Genomic DNA, 24,886 nt, shown 5'->3' with positions numbered 1-24,886 from the left:
TACCATTAGTAAGTAAAATCGGAAAAGAATAGGGTAAATTCTTGGGAGAATATAGAAAAACTTCGTAATTCACCTACATTTAAGAGCACCTATTTAAAGAATTCTTGTGTAATAAATCGGGCATGGTATACTGTAATACGAAGTAAAAGATTATATAGGACTTTGCTTTTCATTTTATAAAACGGAGAAATGGATTAAGCAATTTTATTCAACTAAATTTCATCAAAAATGAGGGATAAGTTTTGTCAAAAATAAATAAAAAATCAGTTACAGCAATTTTAATTATCTCCCTATGTGCTTTTTTTATGGTTTCACCTCAAATTTATAAACATGCACTCATTGTTTCAAATGACTGGGTATTTCATATGAACCGTTTCTATGACACGGCTATGCAATTAAAAAATGGCACGTTTAATTATTTCCAATCCATCTACGGTTTTAGCCAATCGGGAAGAGTCATCAATGCCCTTTATGGAACCGACTTTGCCTATTTACATGGACTGTTACTTTTAATTTTTAAAACTTGGTTCAGATTCCAACTTGTATCTACTTTTCTGTGTTACTTCACTGCCGGTACATCGATGTATTTCCTTGGACGGTACTGCCATTTAGAGCAAAAAATTGCTACTGGGATGGCTATTTTATACATGGGTACACCTACCATTTTTTACTATACTCTTGCCCAAAATTTTTCTGGTTGGGGTGCTGCCTTTTTACCTCTTATTTTTATTCCAGCTGTTAGAATGATAAGAAATCGGGAAAACCCAATCCAACCTGTTGTGCTAGGAGGAACCATTTCATTATTGCTATCTGTCCATATGTTTTCAACCTTACTAGCCGTAGCCGCTTTGATTCCCTTTTTCCTTGTAGGTTTTCTTCACTCGAACAAAAAAATAGTAATAATCAAACAGGCTCTACTAGCAGTGGTGATCGCTATCGGTCTTTCTTTCAATACGTTTACTGCTTTTCTGGATTTGTCCAATGATACCTTGATTCCACCATACGCAGTAACTGATCTATTATCGAATAGTACTTCACTTTCGTTTGGTTCAATTGGCTGGACAAACTTTGGACTAATCCTTTCTATGATATTTGTTTTTCAACTTGTGTTTACTATCGTCCACTTTAATAAACTCAGTGTGTTGGAAAAAACAATCAACTTAGTCGGAGCATTCTTTTTACTTGTCTCTTCTAAATACATTCCTTGGAATGATATCGGCAATTATTTTACATTTGTTCGCAAAATGCAATTTCCACAAAGACTGGGTTGCCTCGCATGTATCTTATTAATACTAGGGTTCGGTTTTACCATTCAAAAAGCCTTTGTAACTTTAGAGAAACAATCGGTTTTAAAAATCAGTGTGCCACTATTACTGACTTTTTCATTGTTAAATTTAACAGGTGGCTATGCTTTAATTTCGGATACAGCAGCTATCTGGAATAGTGATGCCCCACTTTCTAAAGACACAAGTGCTGCTGAAACCTTAGAAAGTAATGCAAGTAATATTCGTCACCTATTTGGAGGCAATGCTGATCTATCTGCTGCTTTACAAATACACAGAAAACCGATGGCTGACTATTTACCTGCTAGTGGTGGACAATTGGAAGATCCTTACAAAGCTTATAAAGAGGACGTTTTACACAATTCTATCCCTCTTAAAAGATCAATTGACAAACAAGGGAATATACATCTAACTTTCACTGCTAAAGATACAAATAAAATAACTTTACCAGTAATCATTTACCACAATAGTTCTCTCATAATCAATGGAAAATCTAGAAGTGAAGCACAATATTCACTGACTTCAATAGGCGCTCTAAGAATTTCTCCAAAGATTGGTACAAATGAAATTATTGTAGGATATAAACCAGGTAAACTATTCAGATCAGCTATTTATATCCGAATATTAACAGTGGTTATCATCATTGCTTACTATATGAGCAAACGATGCAAATTTTTCAGTAAAAACAAACGCACGCAATAACCGATGAGCAAAAGATTTTTTCTAAACAGCCAGATAGAAAAATGAGACAATGAGCGAAGCAAGCAACTTTGAATAAATAAGAGGTTGTAAAAATAACGACTATCTTATTCATTAAGATAGTTTGAAAAAATAGCTTTTCGTCAATAATGACTGAGAAGTTTTGTATTAAAAATCTGGGACAGAATGAACCGTATTCTGCCTCAGATTTTTTTATTATCGTTTAAAGAAAGGTTGTGAAAGCATCGGAGCTTCAATGACAATAAGAAAAGATTTTTTGAAATAGCTTTTCCTGGTTTAAAAAAGCATCGCTTATTGCTGAGGAGTTGCTTCTTGCAGACCATTTACTCATTTTTAAACTGAAAAATAAGATTTATATCTCAGATTCATAAATAACGGAGACGCAAAGTACCCTTCTTCTCTAACTTCTTCACTCTAAAACTCAAAACAATAGGAAATATAAAAAAGCACTTGCAGCTTAAAGCCACAAGCGCTTTTTTATGAGCCGTATTATTTAACAGCGTCTTTTAATGCTTTACCTGGTTTGAATGCAGGTACTTTGCTAGCTGGGATTTCGATTTCTTCACCAGTTTGTGGATTACGTCCTTTACGTGCAGCACGTTCGCGAACTTCAAAGTTACCAAAACCGATTAATTGAACTTTTTCGCCGTTAGCTAAAGCATCTTGAATAGTTGAAAATACAGCATCGACTGCTGCAGTTGCATCTTTTTTAGTTAAGTCAGTAGCTGAAGCAACTTTTTCGATTAATTCTGCTTTGTTTGCCATGGATAGATTCACCTCCTCCACAAGAGATATGATGTAAAACATCAGTTTAGTTAAAAACATTCTGAGTGGTCCAGAAGTTTAAAAGAAATATTGATCTAGTTCAATATTCTGTTATCACGATATCATATAAACCGCTTAATAGCAAGGTTTTTACCATTTTTCACGTGCTTTTTTTAGTCATAAAAACGTAATAAACAAAACCACCTATTTTTTTTGAAAAAAATCTGCCGATGTGGTAAAATGCCTATTTTCGTCTTCTTGGAATGATTCGGATCGAAGTTCCTTCGAAAGTAAATGCTTTACGAATTTGATTTTCTAAGAAACGTTCATAAGAAAAATGCATTAACTCTTCTTCGTTAACAAAAACGACGAAGGTTGGTGGTTTTACAGCCACTTGCGTAGCATAGAAAATCTTCAAACGCTTCCCTTTATCTGTTGGAGTCGGGTTGATCGCTACTGCATCCATGATGATATCATTCAAGACAGCAGACGGCACACGCAAGTTTTGATTCATACTTACTTCTTCGATCATTTCAGGTAAACGTTCTAAACGTTGTTTTGTGACTGCTGATACGAAGACGATTGGCGCGTAATCTAAATAACGAAATTCTTCACGAATTTCTTGCTCAAAATCACGCATCGTATTGGTTTCTTTTTTGACAAGATCCCATTTGTTTACCACGATGATCACACCACGTCCTGCTTCATGTGCGTATCCAGCTACCCGTTTGTCTTGCTCACGGATTCCTTCTTCAGCATTCAAAACCATCAAAACGATGTCGGAACGGTCAATGGCACGCATCGCACGCATCACACTGTATTTTTCGGTATTTTCATATACTTTTCCACGCTTACGCATTCCTGCAGTATCGATCATTAAAAATTTCTGACCGTTATCAGATACAAAGTGAGTATCGATAGCATCTCTAGTCGTTCCTTCTATATCCGAAACGATCACTCGTTCTTCTCCTAGAATCGCATTAATCAAGGAAGATTTCCCAACATTTGGGCGGCCGATCAAACTAAATTTGATCGTATCATCCTCTTCTTCTTCCCCATCATTTGAAAAGTGTTTAATTGCTTCATCTAATACGTCGCCGATCCCTAAACCGTGACTCCCTGACACTGGATATGGATCACCCAATCCTAATGAATAAAATTCGTAAATATCATTTCGCATTTCGGGATTATCCACTTTGTTAACTGCTAAAATCACAGGTTTATTACTACGGTATAAAATTTTTGCTACTACTTCATCTGCATCGGTGACTCCTTCACGTCCGCTGACAACACAGATGATGACATCTGCTTCTTCAATCGCGATTTCTGCTTGATGCTTGATTTGATCCATGAATGGTTCGTCACCTAAATCAATCCCACCTGTATCGATCACACTGAATTCTCGACCTAACCATTCGCCTTTAGCATAAATACGATCGCGAGTTACTCCTGGAGTATCTTCGACAATCGAGATACGCTCGCCAGCGATGCGGTTAAAAATCGTAGACTTACCGACGTTCGGGCGGCCAACGATTGCAATTGTTGGATTTGCCATATTTTTTCCTCCTCACAAGTTTCCAATCTTACTTAGTGTAACGAAAGCTTTGCGAACTTTCAAGCATTGTTCGCTAAAATTACGCAAGTATTTATTCATTGGACAACTTTTTTTCATAAAACATCAAAGTGAATATTGAACCCTAGGAAACCATCTTTTATTCTTGTTTCTTTGGTTAAAGAACTACATTGTTCAAATAACCCTAAAAACCATATTCAGAACCGCTAGATGAGCGTTAGCCTAAATATTCACACACTACTGAACTTAAAATCGATCAGTGACATTTGATTATAGCATAATTTGTTTCTCTCGTTTTCATTTTCTACTCTTTTTATTGTTTCATGATATGTGAAAGCTCTTTTCTTCACTCTCATTCTTTCAACGATCTTCATATTCTCAAACTCTCAGTTTATCTAGCGCAATATCCTAATTCCTTATTCTAGCCTGTGTTTTCTTATGGTCACTTCATTAGTCCCACTGTGCCTACAATATAGCCTGATGCCCAAAAATGTTGATTTTCAAACTCAAATTATTATTTTCATGTTTACCAGAAATTATTAACGTCCTTTTTCTTTTAAATAGCCTGTAAAACTGGACATGCATATTTCATTAATCTACAACCGGAAAGTTTATGCCATATCTAGCTATGAGAAATAAGCCGAAGAATCCAAAAATAGTTCCTCCTATTTTTGGTATTCTTCAGCAATTTTTTGTTAAAGCAACTTCTTGAACCATGTGGATAAGGTCGTGAAAGAAGCGATCAGCTCCAAATTTTTTTGAACGAATGTGATAAACATCAAGAAAAGAATTTGACGTTAAATGCTCCCTCCAGGAAGTAATGAGATTGGCAAAATGTAATCCTTGCTTGTCTTTTCATTCTTCATTTTTTTCAGAAGAACATCAACAATTAGACTTGCGATTTCATCAATTGGTTGTCTGATTGTGGTCAATTGTGGGAAAAATTTCTCAACAAAAGATGTTCCATCATAGCCAATAATTTTTAGATCTTCTGGGATATTAAGTTTAAGCTGATGAGCAATTTTCATAGTAAGAATGGCTGTTAGATCATCAGAAACAAAAATACCATCTGGTTTGTGACTTAGGATCGTCGACTTGATTTCCATTTCTCGACGAATCGTAGAGAGATTATTAGGAATTTTGAAAACTTTGCCATTTGGATTTTGAAAAGAAAAACCAAGCGCACGTAACCCTGTTGGAGAATCCGTATTGTCATTTCCTGTAATCATAATACTATTTTGACAACCATTTTTTTGTAACGTTTTAGCAGCCAGTTTTCCACCTTCAAAGTTGTCTGAAGAAACAATGGAAACATTGGGAGCTAAGTTTCTATCAAAAGCGACAATAGGTGCTCCCACACGCTCATAATCAGCAATTCCAAGATTATGACTAGATGAGATAATCCCATCAACTTGATTCGCTTCAAGCATTTCAATATATTCCCGCTCTTTAGCAGGATCGTTCTGACTATTGCAAATAATTGTTTTATAGCCATGTTTGAATAATTCGATTTCCAGATACTCAATCAGTTCAGAGTAAAAGATATTACTGATATTAGGAAAAATAAGCCCAATAAGTTGGGGTGACTTTCCTTGAAGTCCACGTGCTAGATTATTAGGTTTATAACCAAGAGTTTTCATAGCTTCATGAACTTTTTGTTTTGTTTTTTCCGATAAATATCCCTTATTGTTAATGACGCGTGAAACGGTAGTTGGGCTAACTCCAGCTAGTTCAGCGACATCAGATAATTTTGCTACCATATTAATATTTTAATTCAAAGTATTTTCCAGTCGGTTCACCTGATTTAAGTTGAATACCATTTTGGTGTTTCTCAGGGAATACGCGACTAGTAAATACTTTTTCTCCTTTATTAATAAAAATCTCAATGATTGAATTATCTACAAAAATGTTAGCAATTGTTTCTTTAGTATCAATTGAGCATTCACGAATCGTACCAAAGTCAGTGGCATATTGAATGCCTGCTTTACTGCGATCTAAAATAATTTTTCCTTCTTTGGTATCTACAATCAAGCTAAGTCCATTTCCTTTACTATCAGAGAAAAGAAGTAACTCCGATTTCTGATTTGGAGGAAAAGTTAGTTCAAGCTCATAAGTATTATTTGTTTCTGCTTTTGATGTAAATTGTTCAGAACTAGCACGTAATGATGTAATAGCTTCTACTGGATATTGGTAAAGTTTACCATCTTTTATTGAAAGTTCTTTTACAAGACTCATTGCTCCCTGATAATCATACTTATCAGTTGGATAATCGATATCAGGTAGTCCAATCCAACTGACAATCAGAGCACGACCATCAGGAGTATTGAATCCTTGAGTCGCATACGCTTCAAATCCATAATCAAGATTTTGAATTTCTGAAGCGCCCACAAGTTTCACTTTTTCTATGTCAAGCGATTGACAGATCTTAAAAGTATTTGGGTAGATATTTCCATAATTAAGCTCAGATTTATCCAACCCTTGAGGACAATAAATAAGAACAGGTTTTTTGTCTACAAATACCAGGTTTGGACACTCAATCATGTATTCTGAACCAGTGCCGCCAAAATCAAGGTTGCCAACTTCCTCCCATGTTTCCACGTTATTGTCAGTCGCTTTGTAAAGTTTGATAAAGCCTGATTTTTCTAAATTTTGTGCTCCAACAATCGCATACAATTGTCCTTCATAATTAAACATTTGTGGATCACGAAAATGATCAGTTACATCAGCAGGTGGATGAATAAGAACATTCTCACCTTTCGTAATGTTGTAGTTTTTATCCATCCATGCTCCGATTTGAAGTGTATCACGTTCCCAATTTTCATTTCGAACGTTCCCTGTATAGAGTAAGAATAGATTCCCCTCTATTTCATATGCAGAACCGGAATAAGCGCCGTGGCTATCTCGTTTTGTGTCTGGAAGAAGTTCTGCTCCTGTTACATGAAAATGAACTAAGTCATCTGATTCAGTGTGCACCCATTCTTTCAAACCATGAGCAGCTCCAAATGGCCAATTTTGATAAAAAAGCGTATATTTTCCGTTAAAAAAAGAAAAACCATTAGGATCGTTTAACAATCCTGTTTTAGGTTCGATATGATAGCTAGCACGCCAAGGTGATCGTTTTACATTATCCTTAACTTTATCCATCTCATCTTTAGTCCAATCAGAATAAGCACGATATCGTATTTCTCGAGGTAAGTTCATATTTTACTCCTTCAATTTATCTTTTTACAACTAGTATGGTAAACGTTTTCCGTTGAAAAATCAATCATTTCATTTAAAAAAATAAATTATATGATAAACGTTTGACATATTTTTAAGATATGCTAAAATAAATTTGCATTTCAGTGAACCGTTTTCACGTAAAAATAAAAAAGGAGTGATTCGAATGAATTACAGTAAAGTAGCTTCCGACGTAATACAAGCGGTCGGAAAAGATAACCTTATTGCAGCTGCACACTGCGCTACACGTCTTCGTCTCGTACTAAAAGATGACACGAAAGTGAATCAAAAAGCTTTAGACGAAAATCCAGATGTGAAAGGCACATTTAAAATTGATGGACAATATCAAGTGATTATCGGTGCAGGTGATGTTAATTTCGTTTATGACGAACTTATCAAAAAAACTGGACTTTCAGAAATTTCAACAGATGATTTAAAACAAATTGCTAGTAAAGATAAAAAATTCAACCCCATTATGGCATTAATTAAATTATTATCAGATATTTTTGTTCCAATTATACCTGCCCTTGTTGCAGGTGGTTTATTAATGGCATTACAAAACTTTTTAACAGCTGCTGGACTTTTTGGACCAAAATCAATTGAAGAAATGTATCCTGCGATTGAAGGTATTTCCTCAATGATCCAACTAATGTCCGCTGCACCATTTATGTTTTTGCCTATTCTAGTTGGTATTTCCGCTGCTAAACGTTTTGGAGCCAACCAGTTCCTTGGTGCTGCAATTGGAATGATTATGACAACACCACAACTTGGTGGTTCTATGGAATATTGGAATATTTTTGGTTATCATGTCTCACAAACTAACTATGCTTATCAAGTCATTCCTGTGTTAGCAGCTGTTTGGCTATTATCAATACTGGAAAAGTTTTTTCACAAAAAACTTCCATCATCCGTTGACTTTACATTTACCCCCTTATTATCTGTAATCATTACCGGCTTTCTAACCTTCACAGTCATCGGCCCTGTCATGTTATTACTTTCTAACGGGATTACAGATGCGATCGTTTGGCTATATAATGCAACCGGATTTATTGGAATGGGTATTTTTGGTGGAACTTACTCGTTAATCGTTATGACAGGTCTTCATCAATCATTTCCTGCAATTGAAACGCAGTTACTTTCAGCATGGACTAATGGTATTGGACATGGAGACTTTATATTTGTAGTTGCTTCTATGGCGAATGTTGCCCAAGGTGCTGCAACATTTGCTATCTGGTTCTTGACTAAAAATGCTAAAACAAAAAGTCTTGCTTCCTCTGCAGGGGTATCAGCTCTTCTTGGAATTACTGAACCAGCTCTGTTTGGTGTCAATTTAAAATATCGTTTCCCATTTTTCTGTGCTTTAATTGGTTCCGGAGTTGCCGCTGCAGTAGCAGGTCTACTGAAAGTAGTTGCTGTATCACTTGGTTCAGCAGGTTTTCTTGGATTTCTTTCAATTAATGCAACCTCTATCCCATTTTATTTACTATGTGAATTAATTAGCTTTGCGATTGCTTTTGCAATTACTTACTTTTATGGAAAAACAAAAGCTTCAGGCATCTTTGCAGCAGAAGCTCTTACGGATCAAACAGTAACGAATCATTCAGAAAACACCCAACAATCCACAGTTACTTCTGGAGAACCTACTAAAACAAATCATTCTTCAGAAACAATCGTTAGTCCCCTTGCTGGTGAAGTGATTGGACTTGATTCAGTAAATGATCCAGTATTTTCTTCAGAGACTATGGGAAAAGGTATTGCGATTAAACCAACTGGGGACACTGTTTATTCTCCAGTAGATGGTACTATTCAAGTTACATTTGAGACTGGACATGCTTACGGTCTTAAATCGAATGACGGCGCTGAAATACTGATTCATATTGGTATTGACACCGTATCGATGGGCGGTAAAGGATTTATACAAAAAGTTACTGCTAATCAAAAAGTAAAAAAAGGAGATATCCTTGGAACGTTTGATCGTACGCTAATTAAAGAAGCAGGACTTGATGATACAACAATGGTTATTGTGACAAATACCGCAGATTATTCAAAAGTGACACCACTTATTAAAGGAACAGTTACCGCTACTACTGATTTACTTGAAGTTGAATAATGTAATAGTCAATAGTACTGATTATTCTTTCTAACCAAAACATCAATAAACGGATAATTTAAAGGGCAATGCGCGATCTGATGTATGTATTAACTGGAATAATAGCGATTTTTCAAAAGAAAATAACAAATAAACGAGTTAAATTCTTTAAAAATCTGAACAATAAATTGGTTAAATGCATAACTGCCCATGAAATCATCTTTAACTATAAGGAGAAATGTTTTATGCTATACGGTGCAATTGAAGCAGGAGGAACAAAATTTGTCTGTGCAGTTGGTAATGCACAATTAGAGGTTATTGAGAGAGTGAGTTTTGAAACTTTGAATCCAGGAGAAACAATGCCACAAGTTGTTTCTTTTTTCAAAAAATATGAAACAGAATTGTCTAGCATTGCTGTTGGTTCTTTCGGACCTATTGATATCCATCCTGAATCGAAAACATATGGATATATAACCTCAACACCTAAAATACCGTGGAGAAATTTTGATTTTATTGGTTATCTAAAAAGAAATTTTGAGAAAATTCCTTTTTATTGGACAACTGATGTCAATGCTGCAGCTTATGGAGAATATATAGCTGGACATGGTCAAGGCCATTCATTAGTTGTTTATTATACAGTTGGCACAGGTATAGGTGGTGGTGCACTGCAAAATGGAAGATTTATCGAGGGATTCAGTCATCCGGAAATGGGACATATGATTGTACGTAATCACCCTGACGATCACTTTAAGGGTAACTGCCCTTATCATCAAAATTGTTTAGAAGGTATGGCAGCAGGACCTGCTATCGAAAAGAGAATAGGAATTAAAGGTCAAGATTTAAAGGAAGATCATCCTTTTTGGGACATGGAAGCTTTTTACATTGCCCAATGCATTCATAATACTACAATGATATTTTCACCGGATATTATCATTTTAGGTGGTGGTGTAATGAAACAAGTACACTTACAAGAGAAAATTCATCGTGAATTTTCAAAACTTAATCAGAATTATGTTGCTCATCCGAAAATAGAAGAATATATTGTTTTTCCAAAATTAGGAGATCAAGCTGGAATTATCGGTTGTTTAGGGCTAGCCCAAAAAATAGCTTCTAATTAAACAATGATAGAGTTTTGATAGTAGTTTGACAGAAATCTCCAGCTCTGATAAATAGTTTAAGCAAATCATCTATCTAATATCTCCAATTGTGAATACAATATGGCATTTGCACAGCCATTGGGTATGGTCTAAACGATGTACTTTATTAGGTATTCCTTAGCCCTTCTCACAGCAGTTGGTTTTATCTTTCACTCGATTTGTGAGTTTAACTAGTTCTAGTGATAATAACAGAAAAAGATCAATCAATGTTGTAAACATTGATTGATCTTTTTGTCTCATTTCAGTCTTTTTAAAATGAACACTCAAAAATTTTATTTTTCTGAATCATCAGTAGTCGTTTCTTCGACTTCTTCTTTCAAAGCATCACCTAAAAGATCCCCCATTGTGAAACCAGTATTTTCTTCTGGTAATTCATAGGTTTCAACATCTTTTGGTTCTTCTTCCGATGCTGGTTTTTCTTCTAAAGCCTTGATGCTAAGGGCAATACGATGTTCTTCAGGATGTACTTCTAAAACTTTTACTTGCACTTCATCCCCTTCATGAAGTACTTCATGAGGTGTAGCGATGTGCTTGTGAGAGATTTGAGAAATATGAACCAGACCTTCTACCCCTGGGAATACTTCTACAAATGCACCAAAGCTTGTCAAACGTTTCACTTTTCCATCTAAAACTGAACCAACAGTGGCTTTTTCTTCAATATCAGTCCAAGGCCCAGGCAACGTGTCTTTAATTGAAAGAGAAACACGTTCTTGTTCAGGATTAATCGAAAGAACTTTTACTTTTACTTCATCCCCAACTGCTAAAGCATCACTAGGCTTCGCCACATGGCTATGTGAGATCTCAGAAACATGGACCAATCCATCAATTCCACCTAAATCAACGAAAGCACCAAAATCAGTAATACGAGCTACTCGTCCGTCGATAACGTCTCCCTCGTGAATATTGGCTAGAATTTCTTTTTTCTTTTCTTCTTTTTCCGTTTCCACAACTGCTTTGTGTGAAAGAATTAAACGGTTTTCTGAAGGTTCGATCTCAACGATCTTGAACGCCAATGTTTGACCTTTGTATTCTGAAAAATCAGCAACAAAATGATCTTCCACCATTGAAGCTGGTACAAAACCACGAACACCTACATCAACGACTAAGCCGCCTTTTACGACATTCGTCACAGGTGCTTCGATGATATTACCTGCTTGGAAATCTTTTTCGATATCTTCCCAAACTTTTTTGGCATCCAAACGGCGTTTTGAAAGCAAATAGCTACCGTTTTCTTTATCTTTTCCGATAGTACTGATAACTACAAGTTCTAGAGTATCTCCTACTTTTACTACCTCGTTGATATCTTCAACAGGTGAAGTAGACAATTCTTTAGCAGGAACGACGCCTTCAACTCCGGCACCTTCGATTCCTACCACAACTTGTTTATCTTCGATTACTAAAACTTCGCCGGATACAACGTCTCCAACGTTTACTTCTTGGACGCTATTCATTGCATCTTCCATTGATTGACTGTTTTCTGTTTGATTTTGTTCAAATTCTGTCATAACATTTGTCCTCCTAACCAACATTCTGCCGTAACAACGGTACTAATTTTAGTTTAATTGATTATTAAAAAAAAATAAAGCGATTTCGTTTGGTTTACCCTAAAAATCCTGGATTTTTCCCTTTTTACAAAAGATAGCCTTTTTCTGTGACCACTTTTTTGATGGATTGGACAACTTCCGTAATCGATTTTCCCGTAGTGTCGATTCGAATGGCATCATCCGCTTGTCTTAAAGGGGATACTTTTCTTGTAGAATCATAATGATCTCTCTCTTGGATTTCCTTCGTAAGAGTTTCCAACTCTGTTGGTATCCCTTTTTCAATATTTTCTTTATAGCGTCTTTGTGCCCGTTCTGTTACACTTGCTACTAAAAATATTTTCACTTCTGCTTGAGGTAAAACAGAAGTACCAATATCTCGACCGTCCATTACAACCCCACCATGTTCACCAATTTTACGTTGGATCGAAACCAGTGCTTCACGTACTTTTTGATGAGCAGAAACTTCAGAAACTGCCTTGGTCACATCTGGCTGACGAATTTCCGCAGTCACATCTTGGTCTGCCACCAGAACGTGTTGACCGTCTGTCTCTTGGATAAAAGAGATTGGATAGGCTTGGATCAGCTTTACGAGTTGCTCTTCATCTCCAAAAGGTACTTGATGTTTTATCGCTAGATACGTAATGGCACGATACATGGCACCTGTATCGGTATAAATATAGTTGTATTCTTTTGCCAAAATTTTTGCAACAGTACTTTTACCTGACGAAGCAGGTCCATCTATTGCAATACTGATTTGTGTCATGCTATAACTCCCTTTTCAAAAAAAAAGCCGCAGATCGCGGCTAAGATTATTTAACTTTTAATTGTTGACCAGGATAAATCATATAATCGTTTGGATCTATTCCATTTAGTGCAAATAATTGATCAATAGTGATCCCGGCACGTTCAGCCACTTGTTTAGGTCCGTCACCCGGTTGAACAGTCACCATTGACCCATCTGCAGCAGCCGAAGAGGATGGTGTTGTCGCTTCTTCTACCGTGCTCGTTGGTTGTGTTTCTTGTTGGTAAGTAGACGTTGTCGAAGGCGTTGTTTCCTCTGGTACAGTAGTACTTTGTGGTGTACTTGCTACTACTGATTCCGTCTGAGTAGTACTTTCTGGTTCCGTACTTGATTCTTTTGTTGATGATACTTCTGATGACGTCGTACTTTCTACTACAGAAGATGTTGTTGTAGTTGATGACGCACTTGAAGCATTGGAAGAACCATTTCTAATCCAGAAGTAAGCTCCCGCTGGAATTGCAATACACAATACTAATAATACTAAGAAGAGAGACAAAAACAGCGTGTTGCCTTTCTTTTGTTGTCGTTGAGAACTTCTTGAAGAAACTTCGTCTTCAGTGTCATAAATCGGTTGTTCCCATGGCTCTTGTGTTTCATTATTTTCTGATGAATGATGTCTATCTTTTCTGCTCACCTTATTAACCTCCTAATTTCTATCGTGAATATTATACCATAGCCAGAACGCGATTGTCTTATAAATTTTCTATCCAATGTTTTTTTAAAATAAATTTAGTAAAATATCTTGCCACTGTTTTAGCTCTACAGATGGGCTGACTTCTCTATTTTCCTGACTCGTAAGGACTGCTCCATCAATATCACAACATTTTTCTGGTTTTTTTATCAGTTTCTCCCCAAAGTATTCAAGAATCAGCGCTCTTCGACAAGTCTTTGCATTGACATAATGAAGCATTTGTTGTAGTCGATATTCCTTTTCTTTTTCTTGACGTTTTAGCCGATTTAACCACTCTTGCGGATTGCTCGTTTGTGCAATTATTTCTAACCATTTTTGTTGAATCTCATCGAATTGTTCTTGTTCATTGCTATGATATTGCAGATAAATTTCAAAACTTTGTCGTTGTTCTCTAGAAAGTTGATTAAAAAAATAATGAATGCGTTCGTCATTTTCTTTGTATAAAAGAATCGCTTCACTCGCCTGTTGGTCTCTTCCCGCACGCCCGATTTCTTGAACATAATTTTCTAAACTATCTGGTAAATCGTAATGGACAACATAACGAATATCTGGCTTATCGATGCCCATACCAAAAGCATTCGTCGCAATCAAAAATTGAAGTTTATTTTGACTAAATTGTTGTTGCAACTGTCGCCTTTGTGATGCCTCTAATCCACCATGATAATAGCCGATAGTAAAACGTGAGCGAAATAGCTGATACAAACGCTCTACCTCTTTCTTTGTCGCACAATAAATAATCATCGAGCCTTTTGCTTGTTTCATCAGGTCCTCTAGATCAGCTTCTTTTTGGGAAGTCTTTTTGACATATAAAGCAATATTTTGTCGATTAACCGAATGGATAATTCGAACTGGCACTTCTTGAAACAAGACAGTTTCAATATCATGTTGCACGGCTGTAGTAGCGGTTGCTGTCAAGGCAAGCGTTACTGGAGAGCCTAATTTCTGAGCAATTTCTCCTAGTTGTTGGTATTCCGGACGAAAATCTACCCCCCACTGAGAAACGCAATGCGCCTCATCGATCACATATAACCCAATTTTTTGTTTTTGTAATTGTTCTATCACATCTTTTTGCGTCAACATTTCTGGACTTAAAAATAAAAATTTATAATTGGACAAATGATTTAACACATAATATCGTTCTGTTCTAGATAGTAAACTATTGAAAGCAACAACTCGCTTTTCTCCTTGTTTCTGTAGTTGCATCACCTGATCCTCCATCAATGAAAGCAAAGGTGAAACAATGAGAACCATTCCTTCACGCAGATAACCGGTCAGTTGGTAGCATAGACTTTTTCCATTTCCTGTAGGTAACACTGCGAGGACATCTTGGTCATTCAATAAAGACTGGATGATTTCTTCTTGTCCTGAACGAAACGAAGTAAATCCAAAACGTTTTTGTAGTTCATCCTTCAGCGACATTCTTCAGTTCCCCTTTCAATACACCAATTTGATAAAAACGAAACTCTCCATAGTCTAGTGGTGCGACTTCATTTAATTCTCGATAATTCCATTCTTTGATGTTCGATAGTTGACTTAGTCGCTTAAATGTCTGCTTGGTGATCATTTTTTGATAAGGAAAATCAGTTAAATAAAGTTGCCATTCGATCAAATGATCGGTTACTGTTCCTCTTTTTAAATGACGTATCTTCATTACTTCATCAATTGAGCATCCAGATAAAATCAGTTTTCTCGTCGTTAACATACTTTGATTGAAGTTTTGCATAAGTAGTGGTGAAACCAATTGAAAAAGCAACGAATCTTTTTTTTCTTCGATTGTTTTTAGCAGCAGGTGTACTTGCTTTGCTTCATACAATTCACGTTGCACTTCATTGGTTATTTCTGTTAATTGATAAGTTAATAAACCAGGTGACTGGATACCTGAAAATTGATTGGCCAGAAAATTAGCCGATTCAGACGTCATCGTTAAAAAGATTTCACTCAGTTCTTGGCTTAATTTTTTTGCTAGGGTTTGTCGATCTAGTTGTGTGTCAGCTAACCATTTTTTTACTTGGATAGTATAATAGGGACTAGTTTCAATCGGTAAGTATTCCTTTTTATTATTTACCAGATGAGAGACAACTTGAACAGCAAACTTGATCAACCGCCAACAATTCTCAGCGGTTCTGCCATAACGATCATAATGGAGCCCTTCTAGATCAATTATTTCTTCTGCTAAAGCTTTTTCACCTAAATGAGTGATCATCACGCCATCTTCTAGCTGAATAAGGAACTTTTGGTCAACTAATTGGTCAATGATACGTGTAAATTCTTCTTGATTCATTTTAGGAAAACTACCATGTATAAATAATAAATGGTTTAAAAAACTATAAATCAATACCGAACTCGTTCGTTTTCCTGTGATAACTTGGTATAAGGAGCTGATCCTTAACTTGTTTCTTGTTGAAAATAAAGCTAAAATAAATGAAGTCATATTACTCCCCTTAAGAATAGGATGGTCAAAATGTCATTACTATGTAAATTAGTACCTGAGCGCTGTATCGCTTGTGGTCTTTGTCAAATCGAAGCCCCAGATATCTTTGATTATGATGAAGAAGGAATCGTTTTATTTGCGCAAGAACCAGAAGCTCATCAGCAATTTGTTTCTCAAACTGACGAGGAAGCCGTCAGAAAAGCTTATCAAAAATGTCCAGTAAGAGCTATTTTATTAGAGAAATCATGAAAACTAGTTAACCAAATGAATATAGATCAATGTAAGTGTTTCTAACAATGATGATTTGAAAAGTAGGCAGTTGACCTGGAAATGGTGTCTGAACAAATTTCTTTCTATGTTCAAGTGAAAGTTTGAGTTGATTTATCTCTAGTCTATTTATATAAAGATTGTGACTTATGTAGCTCTTCGGCAAAGTTTCTGATAAATGGACTTCTGAACTGCCTTAGATAGAGTCATGAAAGAAGCGGGAAGCTACGATAACAATAAGCTTGAATTTTTTTTAACAGTTTCTCATGTTATAAAAAATCCAAGCTTTTTTCAAAGAGCTGATACACACTTTTTACTCATTTTTAAAGTGAGCTGTAAGATTTAGGTCTGGAACTCTATTCTCCTAACCAATTGATTAACGTATTAATAATCGCTGTTTGTTGGTCTTCGTTTGTAATCTTAGCTTTACCGTCTCCCTTTTGTTCCCCATAGCTGCCAAATCCGCCATGATTTCCTCCATTAATCGAAACATATTCTGTTTGCTCAGGTAAATATTCTTTAGCTGATTCATAGGCTTTTTGATTCAAGACTTTATCATTAGAAGCAGTCAGGCTTAATACAGGTAATGTCGTTTTCGCCAATGTACCTTTTTCATCAGGATAGCTTGCTAAGAAAAAGATTCCTTTTAAGTGTTTGTCAGAAGAATGCTGATTAGCATAACGACTCGCCATGACGCCCCCCAATGAGTGTCCACCAATCACATAATTTCGATTTGAAAAGTCTTCTTTGATCTTATCTGCCTTATTCCCACTAAGTATGGCTAAGTCAAGAGGCATCTTAGCGATTGCTACGGAGTACCCACTTTTTGCTAATTGTTCAGCCCAGACACTATAACTAGCTGGTTCAACCAAAGCACCTGGATAAAAAATAACCAGTGGTTTTTGACTTTTTTCTTTCGTCTCAAAAAATAAATAATCTTTTTTATCTTTTCCATTTTGGGCTATTTGACTTGCTTGACTAGATGGTTCATAGGTATTTTGTTGTAAATAGTAGTACCCAGCGCCTCCTGCTAGCCCCAAAAAAATAATTATACCAATTAATACTCGCTTAAATATCTTCACATCTCTCACCTATTCTCCTTTTATCGTACCTATTGATCGATTATAAATTCACACTAAATAAAATACGAATAAATTGCAACTCTTTTTTCTTGAAAAAGAATAAATTTGTTTAGCCAGTGGCACTAAATGCGATCTTTCTTAGACCTGACTCTTCCCCTCTACAAGACCCACTATAACAAAACAAAAGGCTGATGAATGTACATTGACCTTCATCAGCCTTTAACAGTAAGAGAGCAGTTTCGTTCTCTATTGAACTAAAGTGTATTTAGTTGAGCATTTCAAATGATTATTTTCCACACAAACGGTACACAGCTTCTGCATAGATTTCCATTGCTTTGTACATGCTACTTAGTTCCCAACGTTCATTTGCCTGATGCATAAAATCAGGGGTATCTGGGAACATTGCACCAAATGCTACACATTGGTTCATCGTCCGCGCAAAAGTTGCACCGCCAGATACAAATGGTTCAGTCATATCACCAGTAATATCACGGTAAGTTCCTAAAAGATTTTTGATCAATTCACTGTCTAATGGAACATAAAGGGAATCTAAGAAGTCAAATTCTTCATAAGTCAAGTCATACTTTTTAGCAGTTTCTGTTAGTTTTTCTACGAGTTCATCTTTTTTGAAAGTTACTGGGATACGCATGTCGACCCCGATTTTAGTTTGTTCAGGAGTGATTTCCAGACTAGCAAAGTTCATTGTCAATTCGCCAGATTGTTCATCCACCGTTTTTCCTACCACGTTTTCACCAGTAGCATTTTCTTGAACTAATTGACCTAAGAAGTTGATTGGAGCAAAATCAAATACTTCAGAAAGAGCAATCGCTAAACGAGAGATTGCATTGACACCTTCTGCTGCATCTTTGGCATGGATACTTTTTCCAAGAACGACAATTGATTCTCCTTGATCTTCAAAGTCAAATCCATGTTTTTTCAATGCTTCTTTGACTTCAGCTAATTTTTCACCAGCATAAGGAGCTGCATCTGGAACGACATTCAGTGCGCCACCAGCTTTAACTGAAAATTCAGATGTTCCCGGTCCAGTTAGGTAAGCTTGTAGTAATCCTTTTTCAGCATAAATCAATGGAAACTCTGCATCTGGTGCGAATCCTTGCGTAATACCTTCTTCTTTTTCGTTGTATTTATCTAAACAACGCCACAAGTTTTCTTCATCGGTTCCAAAAATAAATCGGATACGTGTATTAAATTCAACGCCTGCATCCATCAACGCTTTGACAGCATACATTGCAGCGATAGAAGGTCCCTTGTCATCTTGTGATCCTCGTCCAATCAACCAACCATCTTTGACAGTTGGTTCAAATGGTTTAGAATCCCAATTGTTTTCATCGCCAGCTGGAACGACATCCATATGACACAAGATACCAAATAGCTCATCGCCAGATCCGACTTCCGCATAACCATAATATCCTTCTGGATCTTTAAATGTCTTAAATCCTAGATTTTCACTGATTTCTAACACTTTATCCAATGCTTCGATCACTTTTGTCCCAAAAGGATGCCCTTCACCAGTATCTGATTCGTCCAGAACTGAAGGGATTCGAATCAATTCATTTAAAGATTCCAATGCTTGTTCATGATGTTGTTTTGTTACAAATTGTTTCATGTTACTAGCCTCCTAATATAATAAAAAGGTTATGTCAAAACAACAGACACAACCTCTTTTTTCAAACAATAAATAGTTGAGCTTGGATCTTGTCCATTCACATCAAGTAAAAAACCATGTACACTCTAAGTCAACGGTTTTGTCTACTTTGTTATAACATTGCCGCTACACCTAAGATAACACAAATGGCTACGAATAGGATAGCAATCAATTTTCCTGTGAATTTCCACCAAACGGAAATATCAAAACGAGCGATCGCAACAGCCCCCATAACGATTGCTGATGTTGGTGTGATCAAGTTGACCAAACCAGATGCTGATTGATAAGCAGTGATAACTAAATCTTTACCAACGCCTGCAAATTCACCCATTGGTCCCATGATTCCCATAGTAGCTGCTGCTAGTCCAGAAGTTGATGGGATCAAGAATGACATAGGGATATAGAAGATAAACGTTAAGATCAAGAAGACACTAGATGACAATGAACTTAATCCTTGTTCACCCCAATGTAAGATCGTATCAGTGATTAAACCATTATTCATCACAACTTGGATACCACGTGCAACAGCTACCACGATCGCAACACCGATCAAATCTGAAGCTCCTGCTAAGAATTCAGAAATAAAGACTGATTCTTTCATTCCGTAAGTGATTGCCACTACAATAGCCATCACTAAGAACAACATGGTAATTTCTGGGAAATACCATTCTCCTAAAGGAAGCATGTTTTTACCTAAAACAGTTCCGACTACAGGTAACCCTGTTAACCAGTTAGTTAATGATTCAAAAATCGTAAAGTTTTTATTCAATGTTGTCCAAGGAATCAAACTAATGATCATAATACCAAAGGTAATGAAAAATAGGATATTTACATGTTTTTGTCTTTTAGTAATTGATTCTTGACGACCAATTGAATCGATATCAAAATGTTTGATGTCTTCTTCACGTTGTTTATATACAAGTGATTTCGTTGGGTCTTTTTCCACTTTAGATGCGTAACGGTAGACATAAGCAATTGAGATAGCCAATAGTACCACGAACATCAAGAAACGTAACCCGATTCCTTCACCCATTGAGATACCAACTGCTTGAGAAGCGACCCCAGTAGCAAATGGATTAACGGTTGAAGCTAAACAACCAACTTGTGATCCTACTAAAACGATAGCTACTGCAACAACTGTATCAAACCCAACAGCCATCATAACAGGAATCAATAAAGCATAGAACGGAATAGTTTCTTCCGCCATACCATAAGTTGAACCACCTAATGCAAATAAGATCATCAACACAGGGATCAACATTTTTTCTTTCCCTTTAAAGCGTTTTACAACGGAAGCAATCCCTGCATCCAAAGCACCAGTTTTATTGATAATACCTAAGAAACCACCCACAACTAAAATAAAGAATGAAATTGGAATAGCAGCCGGTGTTTCTTTCGTTAATTCCCCAGCAGGTACACCTAGCATCCCATTAATCGGTGCCATAAAGATATCCCATAGCCCCTGAGGATTTTGCTCTACTCGTTCATATGATCCAGCAATGATGTTGCCTGCATCATTGACACTATAATGTCCAGCTGGTATGAACCAAGTTAGTACAGCGATAATCGCAATAATAATAAATAAGACCGTATACGCTGAAGGCATTTGAAATTGTTTCTTCTTTGTTTGTTCCATGTTCTTCTCCCTTTCTTGTAACATTAGAATCTTATAAGAGTGATTCCATCAGTTATTTTATCAAAAAGAATACGATAACCAAAACAATAACCTATTGATTTGGCAAATTTTATTCAAAAATCCTGCTTTCACTCCTTTCTCTATAAAATTTAAGGTAAAGCTTTTTCAATACAATTGTAGCGTTTTCCACTTCCATTATAACAAAACTATTTATCATTCAAAAAGTGATTAATTTCACATTTTGTATCATAAAATACATTTTTATGCATAAACAAAAGAAATACTCAAACACCGTTTATAAAACGCTTACACAACGTGAGTTAATGAATTTTTTTTCATTAAAATTTCCGATATTTTTTTATTTCCTTGAATTCTTTTTAGAAAAAACAATGTTTATTTTCTCATCCCCTTTTTTTCTAATAGTTGGACTACTTTTTCAGAAATACTAGTACTGACAAAAACGGCTCCTTAACTTTTTATATTGTAAAAGTTAAGGAGCCTTGACTGATTTTTTTAATGATAAAATAATTAAGAAAGTGGCATCAATTCATGCTTCCCTCTGAAAATGGATAAACGAGCATGAGTTGCTGTACTATTTATTTGTTGTTCGTCACTGTATGTCTTTGTGCCAACTGGTGTTGTTTCCGACTTAACCATGGCAATAATTTTGCGTGTAAAACCAAAAAGGCAGCACTGACGATAAATCCTTTAATGATATTAAATGGGACGATTCCGATCAGGACATAATTAGCTAACGGCATCCCTAACATTTGATTAGCATTTAAACCTAAAAACATAAGGTACAATGGGGTAATCACAAAATAGTTTGCGACACTCATGAAGATCGTCATTGCGATCGTACCAGAAATCACACCTAAAAACTTATTTTTCCCTACTTGAGTCTTCTTACGGAAGAAGTAGAAAATAGGTAAGGTAAAGATAGCTGTTGCTAAAAAGCTGGCTGTATCTCCTACCAAATTATCTGGTGAAAAGCCAGTAGTGATCAAGTGTAAGATCGATCGTAAGAAAGCTGTAACCAATCCAGCAACTGGACCAAATAAAAACATACTGATCAGTACTGGGATATCACTAAAATCGATCTTTAAAAAACTAAAGGCTGGCATGATCGGAAATGCGATATATTGCAAAACCAATCCGATCGCAGCAAATAATGCCACAGCGACCATTTTTTGTACACGGGTGTTCTTCATTTGAAATCCTCCTGTTAGGACTCCTCTTCAGCGAACTTTTCGACGAACTTTTTGCAAATAAAAAAACTCTCCAATAACAGGGAGAGTTAGAGTTATTTGGCAAAAAACTACGTCAAATAAGCTCTATCTTCTTTATCCAGACTATACTGTCGGTATCGGAATTTCACCGATTCAGCTACTTAGGTAAAGTAGGTCGTGGACTATAACCACCGGTCGGGAATTTCACCCTGCCCCTGAAGACGAACCATTTATAATTTTGTTTACCTTTACATTATACATCGCTTGAGAAAAAATGCAATCATTTATTCTTATAATAAGTAAGTAATCATTTTGATTGATTCAATAAACTGCTGACTTCTTTTTTGTTCAACTCACGATAGTCGCCAGGGCGTAAGCCTTGAAGCGTCAAATCGCCGTATTTTTCTCGTTTTAATTTTTGAACAGGTAAGCCAACTGCTTGAAGCATATTTTTTACTTGATGATTTCTACCTTCATGGATAGTCAATTCAACGATACTATGATTTGTCTTAGGATCCACAGATAATATTTGGTAACGTGCTGGTGAAGTTCGTTTCCCTTCGATTTTTATCCCTTTCGTCAGGGGAGATAACATTGTTTTAGTAGCAATCCCTTTGACTTTCGCCACATATACTTTATCTACTTCATGTTTCGGGTGGGTCAAACGTTGCGCAAAATCACCGTCATTAGTCAAGAGCAGTATACCCGAAGTATCATAATCTAATCGTCCTACTGGATAAATTCGTTCTTTCACCATTGGAAGCAAATCAGTTACGACTTTTCGCCCTTTGTCATCAGCAACAGCGGAAATCACGCCTTTTGGTTTATATAGTAAATAGTACCCGTATTCTTCTTGATAAATCGGCACTTCATCTACTTCGATCAAATCACGTTTGCTAACTTTTACTCCGAGTTCTTTTACTACTTTGCCGTTGACTTTTACTCGTCCAGCCAAAATATATTCTTCCGCTTTACGTCTGGAAGTGATCCCTGCATGCGCAATTACTTTTTGTAGTCTTTCCATTATATCTGTTCTCCTTCATCCATTTCATCAAAGAATAAGTCGAGTGAAGACTCTTCGTTTAATGAATGCTCCATTGCTTGTATATCTGGTAAGTCTTTTAATGAGTTCAGACCAAAATAATCTAAAAAATAAGGAGTCGTCCCATACAAAATAGGTCGTCCAGGTCCTTCCACACGTCCTTTTTCTTCAATCAACTGATGAGCAGCTAGCCGTTGAATGGCACCTGAGACTTGAACCCCACGAATTTGTTCGATTTCTACTCTGGTAATCGGTTGTTTATATGCAATGATCGCCAACGTTTCGACAGCTGCTTGTGAGAGAGTATTAGACGTCCCTTGGGCATATCGTTTCAACAATGGCGCTAACTCTTTTTTGGTTGTTAAAACGACATGCGCCTCTGTTTCCAAAATATGCAAAGCACTAGCTGGATCATTTTCATATCTTGTTTTTAATTCCGTTAATAAAGCCGCTGTCTCTTCTTTCGTAATAGTTAACAGATAGCTGATTTCTTCTAACCCGATTCCTTCCTCGCCAACAATAAATAAAATGGCTTCAAGTTCACTTAATTTTGTCATCTTTGGTATCTCCTACTGCTAGATAAAGCATAATTGTTTCATAATTTCCTTCTTGTTGCGCAACGATCTGACCATTTTTCATCATTTCTAATAAAGCCATAAATGTAGTGACTACTTCTGTTTTCGAAGGCGTTTCAAAAAAAGACTCAAAAGAGCATCCCTTATGATGTTGCTTAAGACGCTCTTCAATAAAGATGATACGTTCTTCAATTGTTGTATCATCAGGAGTAATCGTTTTTTCAACTTTCTCTGAGAATTTCTTTCGCTCTAAGATTTTTTCCATCGCATGAAACAAATCAATCTTTTTGACTTGTCCCCGTTTCAATGGTTTCTCTTGTCCAATGAGATCGTCTACTGCAACTGGTTCTTTCGTATAATATAAGCTTCTCTCTTGGGCTTTTTCGGTTAACTGCTCTGCAGCATACTTATACTTTCGATATTCCAATAATTGATTGACTAATTCGTCACGCGGGTCCTCTTCCCAATACTCATCTTCAATGATTGCTTCTTGAACAGGTAACAAAGTTTTGCTTTTGATCGCCATCAACGTGGCAGCCATCACTAGATATTCTCCAGCAACAGCAAGTTCAAGAGTTTTCATCGTATGGATATAACTCATGTATTGCTCAGTGATCGTTGCAATCGGGATATCATAAATATCGATCTCCATTTGCTGGATCAAATGAAGGAGTAAATCTAAGGGTCCTTCAAATATATCTAATTTGATATTGATTTCTGTCACCATATTCACTCTTTCTTCTTGTTTCGATCGACCCATTTTGCGAGATATGGACGGGTAATCTCTGTTGGTCGTATGGAAAAGTCTGGGTATTTTTCTTGAAGTTCATCAAGCATTTGAAAGCCCATCTGATCTCCCCGATAAGATGGATTCAATGAAACATCGTGAATAATCAATTCCTGATTTTCACCCCAATAAACACCAATAATCCCTTGAATATTCGTTGAACCTTCTGGTGTGAAGAAAAAAAGTTCATATCCTTCTTCTGTTTCATAGGTATTGATTTCTTTGAGTAAATTCGATTTATCCGTTAGTTTCTTATGAAAACTTAACAGTCCCATAGCAATTTTACGATTTTCTTTTCGGTAATGTGTTAACATTTTTTCACCTTCCT

At 36.2% G+C, this 24,886-nt stretch carries 21 protein-coding genes and 1 riboswitch; of the genes, 4 read left to right on the top strand and 17 right to left on the bottom strand.

Annotated features, from left to right (window positions below):
• Nucleotides 1–305 precede the first annotated feature (305 nt).
• Nucleotides 306–1,985 carry a hypothetical protein gene (locus IGK21_RS05060; RefSeq protein WP_241767372.1) on the top strand — a complete coding sequence of 560 codons (1,680 nt, stop codon included), beginning with the start codon at nt 306–308 and terminating at the stop codon, nt 1,983–1,985.
• Between the two features lie 507 nt (nt 1,986–2,492).
• Here IGK21_RS05060 and IGK21_RS05055 read toward each other — a convergent pair.
• The 4 genes from IGK21_RS05055 to IGK21_RS05040 form a co-directional block, all read right to left on the bottom strand.
• On the bottom strand, nt 2,493–2,768 hold the full coding sequence (locus IGK21_RS05055) for an HU family DNA-binding protein (RefSeq protein ID WP_002290178.1): 276 nt from the start codon (nt 2,766–2,768) through the stop codon (nt 2,493–2,495).
• 244 nt (nt 2,769–3,012) lie between these two features.
• The gene (der, locus tag IGK21_RS05050; RefSeq protein WP_010719563.1) at nt 3,013–4,323 is read right to left on the bottom strand and encodes a ribosome biogenesis GTPase Der; all 1,311 of its coding nucleotides are present in this window, start codon (nt 4,321–4,323) and stop codon (nt 3,013–3,015) included.
• A gap of 815 nt (nt 4,324–5,138) precedes the next feature.
• Nucleotides 5,139–6,101, bottom strand: a complete 963-nt coding sequence (locus tag IGK21_RS05045; protein ID WP_010737356.1) for a LacI family DNA-binding transcriptional regulator — start codon at nt 6,099–6,101, stop codon at nt 5,139–5,141.
• A 1-nt stretch (nt 6,102) separates the two neighbouring features.
• Nucleotides 6,103–7,542: a sucrose-6-phosphate hydrolase gene (locus IGK21_RS05040; RefSeq protein WP_181914909.1), complete on the bottom strand. Its 1,440-nt coding sequence runs from the start codon at nt 7,540–7,542 to the stop codon at nt 6,103–6,105.
• A gap of 184 nt (nt 7,543–7,726) precedes the next feature.
• Here IGK21_RS05040 and IGK21_RS05035 point away from each other — a divergent pair, with 184 nt between their 5' ends.
• Both IGK21_RS05035 and IGK21_RS05030 read left to right on the top strand, forming a co-directional pair.
• A complete protein-coding gene (locus IGK21_RS05035; RefSeq protein ID WP_081128711.1) occupies nt 7,727–9,670 on the top strand; it encodes a sucrose-specific PTS transporter subunit IIBC in 1,944 nt (647 codons plus the stop codon).
• A 224-nt stretch (nt 9,671–9,894) separates the two neighbouring features.
• Entirely contained in the window at nt 9,895–10,767 is an 873-nt protein-coding gene (locus IGK21_RS05030; protein ID WP_181914908.1) for an ROK family protein, read from the top strand.
• 311 nt (nt 10,768–11,078) lie between these two features.
• Here the strand turns inward: IGK21_RS05030 and rpsA are convergent, their stop codons facing one another.
• The 5 genes from rpsA to IGK21_RS05005 all read right to left on the bottom strand — a co-directional run bounded on the left by rpsA (nt 11,079) and on the right by IGK21_RS05005 (nt 16,274).
• A complete protein-coding gene (rpsA, locus tag IGK21_RS05025; RefSeq protein WP_010719568.1) occupies nt 11,079–12,311 on the bottom strand; it encodes a 30S ribosomal protein S1 in 1,233 nt (410 codons plus the stop codon).
• 124 nt (nt 12,312–12,435) lie between these two features.
• A complete protein-coding gene (gene cmk / locus IGK21_RS05020; RefSeq protein ID WP_181914907.1) occupies nt 12,436–13,113 on the bottom strand; it encodes a (d)CMP kinase in 678 nt (225 codons plus the stop codon).
• Nucleotides 13,114–13,159: 46 nt separating this feature from the next.
• Complete coding sequence (locus tag IGK21_RS05015; protein WP_181914906.1) at nt 13,160–13,786, bottom strand: SAG1386/EF1546 family surface-associated protein; 627 nt, start codon at nt 13,784–13,786, stop codon at nt 13,160–13,162.
• Nucleotides 13,787–13,870: 84 nt separating this feature from the next.
• Complete coding sequence (locus tag IGK21_RS05010; RefSeq protein ID WP_181918554.1) at nt 13,871–15,262, bottom strand: RecQ family ATP-dependent DNA helicase; 1,392 nt, start codon at nt 15,260–15,262, stop codon at nt 13,871–13,873.
• Complete coding sequence (locus tag IGK21_RS05005) at nt 15,246–16,274, bottom strand: helix-turn-helix domain-containing protein (RefSeq protein WP_181914904.1); 1,029 nt, start codon at nt 16,272–16,274, stop codon at nt 15,246–15,248. The genes IGK21_RS05010 and IGK21_RS05005 overlap by 17 nt, the downstream gene beginning before the upstream one ends.
• Nucleotides 16,275–16,304: 30 nt before the next feature.
• On the opposite strand from IGK21_RS05005, the gene IGK21_RS05000 reads away from it, so the two are divergent.
• The gene (locus IGK21_RS05000) at nt 16,305–16,523 is read left to right on the top strand and encodes a ferredoxin (RefSeq protein WP_010719573.1); all 219 of its coding nucleotides are present in this window, start codon (nt 16,305–16,307) and stop codon (nt 16,521–16,523) included.
• Nucleotides 16,524–16,897: 374 nt separating this feature from the next.
• On the opposite strand, the gene IGK21_RS04995 is transcribed toward IGK21_RS05000, so the two are convergent.
• The 8 genes from IGK21_RS04995 to IGK21_RS04960 form a co-directional block, all read right to left on the bottom strand.
• Nucleotides 16,898–17,623, bottom strand: a complete 726-nt coding sequence (locus tag IGK21_RS04995; protein ID WP_053766480.1) for an alpha/beta hydrolase — start codon at nt 17,621–17,623, stop codon at nt 16,898–16,900.
• Nucleotides 17,624–17,909: 286 nt separating this feature from the next.
• Nucleotides 17,910–19,250 carry a M20 family metallopeptidase gene (locus IGK21_RS04990; RefSeq protein ID WP_034867515.1) on the bottom strand — a complete coding sequence of 447 codons (1,341 nt, stop codon included), beginning with the start codon at nt 19,248–19,250 and terminating at the stop codon, nt 17,910–17,912.
• A 151-nt stretch (nt 19,251–19,401) separates the two neighbouring features.
• Nucleotides 19,402–20,925, bottom strand: a complete 1,524-nt coding sequence (locus IGK21_RS04985; RefSeq protein WP_010719576.1) for a YfcC family protein — start codon at nt 20,923–20,925, stop codon at nt 19,402–19,404.
• A gap of 596 nt (nt 20,926–21,521) precedes the next feature.
• Nucleotides 21,522–22,136 carry an ECF transporter S component gene (locus IGK21_RS04980; RefSeq protein ID WP_010737347.1) on the bottom strand — a complete coding sequence of 205 codons (615 nt, stop codon included), beginning with the start codon at nt 22,134–22,136 and terminating at the stop codon, nt 21,522–21,524.
• Nucleotides 22,137–22,257: 121 nt separating this feature from the next.
• Nucleotides 22,258–22,381, bottom strand: a riboswitch (FMN riboswitch).
• 80 nt (nt 22,382–22,461) lie between these two features.
• On the bottom strand, nt 22,462–23,178 hold the full coding sequence (locus tag IGK21_RS04975) for a pseudouridine synthase (protein WP_010719578.1): 717 nt from the start codon (nt 23,176–23,178) through the stop codon (nt 22,462–22,464).
• Complete coding sequence (scpB, locus tag IGK21_RS04970) at nt 23,178–23,753, bottom strand: SMC-Scp complex subunit ScpB (protein WP_181914903.1); 576 nt, start codon at nt 23,751–23,753, stop codon at nt 23,178–23,180. Before scpB ends, IGK21_RS04975 begins: the two co-directional genes overlap by 1 nt.
• Nucleotides 23,737–24,504, bottom strand: coding sequence for a segregation/condensation protein A (locus IGK21_RS04965; RefSeq protein ID WP_277749450.1), 768 nt, complete (start codon nt 24,502–24,504; stop codon nt 23,737–23,739). The genes scpB and IGK21_RS04965 overlap by 17 nt, the downstream gene beginning before the upstream one ends.
• Nucleotides 24,501–24,872 (bottom strand): hypothetical protein, encoded by a 372-nt coding sequence (locus tag IGK21_RS04960; protein WP_010719581.1) that lies wholly within the window; start codon nt 24,870–24,872, stop codon nt 24,501–24,503. The genes IGK21_RS04965 and IGK21_RS04960 overlap by 4 nt, the downstream gene beginning before the upstream one ends.
• Nucleotides 24,873–24,886 lie beyond the last annotated feature (14 nt).

Origin of the sequence: Enterococcus sp. DIV1421a (assembly GCF_051711025.1) — a bacterium.
GTDB lineage: Bacteria > Bacillota > Bacilli > Lactobacillales > Enterococcaceae > Enterococcus_B > Enterococcus_B hirae.
The sequence above is the reverse complement of the archived record's forward strand: the minus strand, read 5'-3'. Positions and strand labels throughout refer to the sequence as shown.

Coding starts and splice junctions, on each gene's coding strand:
- IGK21_RS05035 (WP_081128711.1), top strand. CDS start 7,727: ATGAATTACAGTAAAGTAGCTTCCGACGTAATACAAGCGGTCGGAAAA.
- IGK21_RS05040 (WP_181914909.1), bottom strand. CDS start 7,542: ATGAACTTACCTCGAGAAATACGATATCGTGCTTATTCTGATTGGACT.
- der (WP_010719563.1), bottom strand. CDS start 4,323: ATGGCAAATCCAACAATTGCAATCGTTGGCCGCCCGAACGTCGGTAAG.
- scpB (WP_181914903.1), bottom strand. CDS start 23,753: ATGACAAAATTAAGTGAACTTGAAGCCATTTTATTTATTGTTGGCGAG.
- IGK21_RS05030 (WP_181914908.1), top strand. CDS start 9,895: ATGCTATACGGTGCAATTGAAGCAGGAGGAACAAAATTTGTCTGTGCA.
- IGK21_RS05005 (WP_181914904.1), bottom strand. CDS start 16,274: ATGACTTCATTTATTTTAGCTTTATTTTCAACAAGAAACAAGTTAAGG.
- IGK21_RS04960 (WP_010719581.1), bottom strand. CDS start 24,872: ATGTTAACACATTACCGAAAAGAAAATCGTAAAATTGCTATGGGACTG.
- IGK21_RS04985 (WP_010719576.1), bottom strand. CDS start 20,925: ATGGAACAAACAAAGAAGAAACAATTTCAAATGCCTTCAGCGTATACG.
- IGK21_RS05060 (WP_241767372.1), top strand. CDS start 306: ATGGTTTCACCTCAAATTTATAAACATGCACTCATTGTTTCAAATGAC.
- IGK21_RS05055 (WP_002290178.1), bottom strand. CDS start 2,768: ATGGCAAACAAAGCAGAATTAATCGAAAAAGTTGCTTCAGCTACTGAC.
- rpsA (WP_010719568.1), bottom strand. CDS start 12,311: ATGACAGAATTTGAACAAAATCAAACAGAAAACAGTCAATCAATGGAA.
- IGK21_RS04990 (WP_034867515.1), bottom strand. CDS start 19,250: ATGAAACAATTTGTAACAAAACAACATCATGAACAAGCATTGGAATCT.
- IGK21_RS04975 (WP_010719578.1), bottom strand. CDS start 23,178: ATGGAAAGACTACAAAAAGTAATTGCGCATGCAGGGATCACTTCCAGA.
- cmk (WP_181914907.1), bottom strand. CDS start 13,113: ATGACACAAATCAGTATTGCAATAGATGGACCTGCTTCGTCAGGTAAA.
- IGK21_RS05010 (WP_181918554.1), bottom strand. CDS start 15,262: ATGTCGCTGAAGGATGAACTACAAAAACGTTTTGGATTTACTTCGTTT.
- IGK21_RS05000 (WP_010719573.1), top strand. CDS start 16,305: ATGTCATTACTATGTAAATTAGTACCTGAGCGCTGTATCGCTTGTGGT.
- IGK21_RS04980 (WP_010737347.1), bottom strand. CDS start 22,136: ATGAAGAACACCCGTGTACAAAAAATGGTCGCTGTGGCATTATTTGCT.
- IGK21_RS05045 (WP_010737356.1), bottom strand. CDS start 6,101: ATGGTAGCAAAATTATCTGATGTCGCTGAACTAGCTGGAGTTAGCCCA.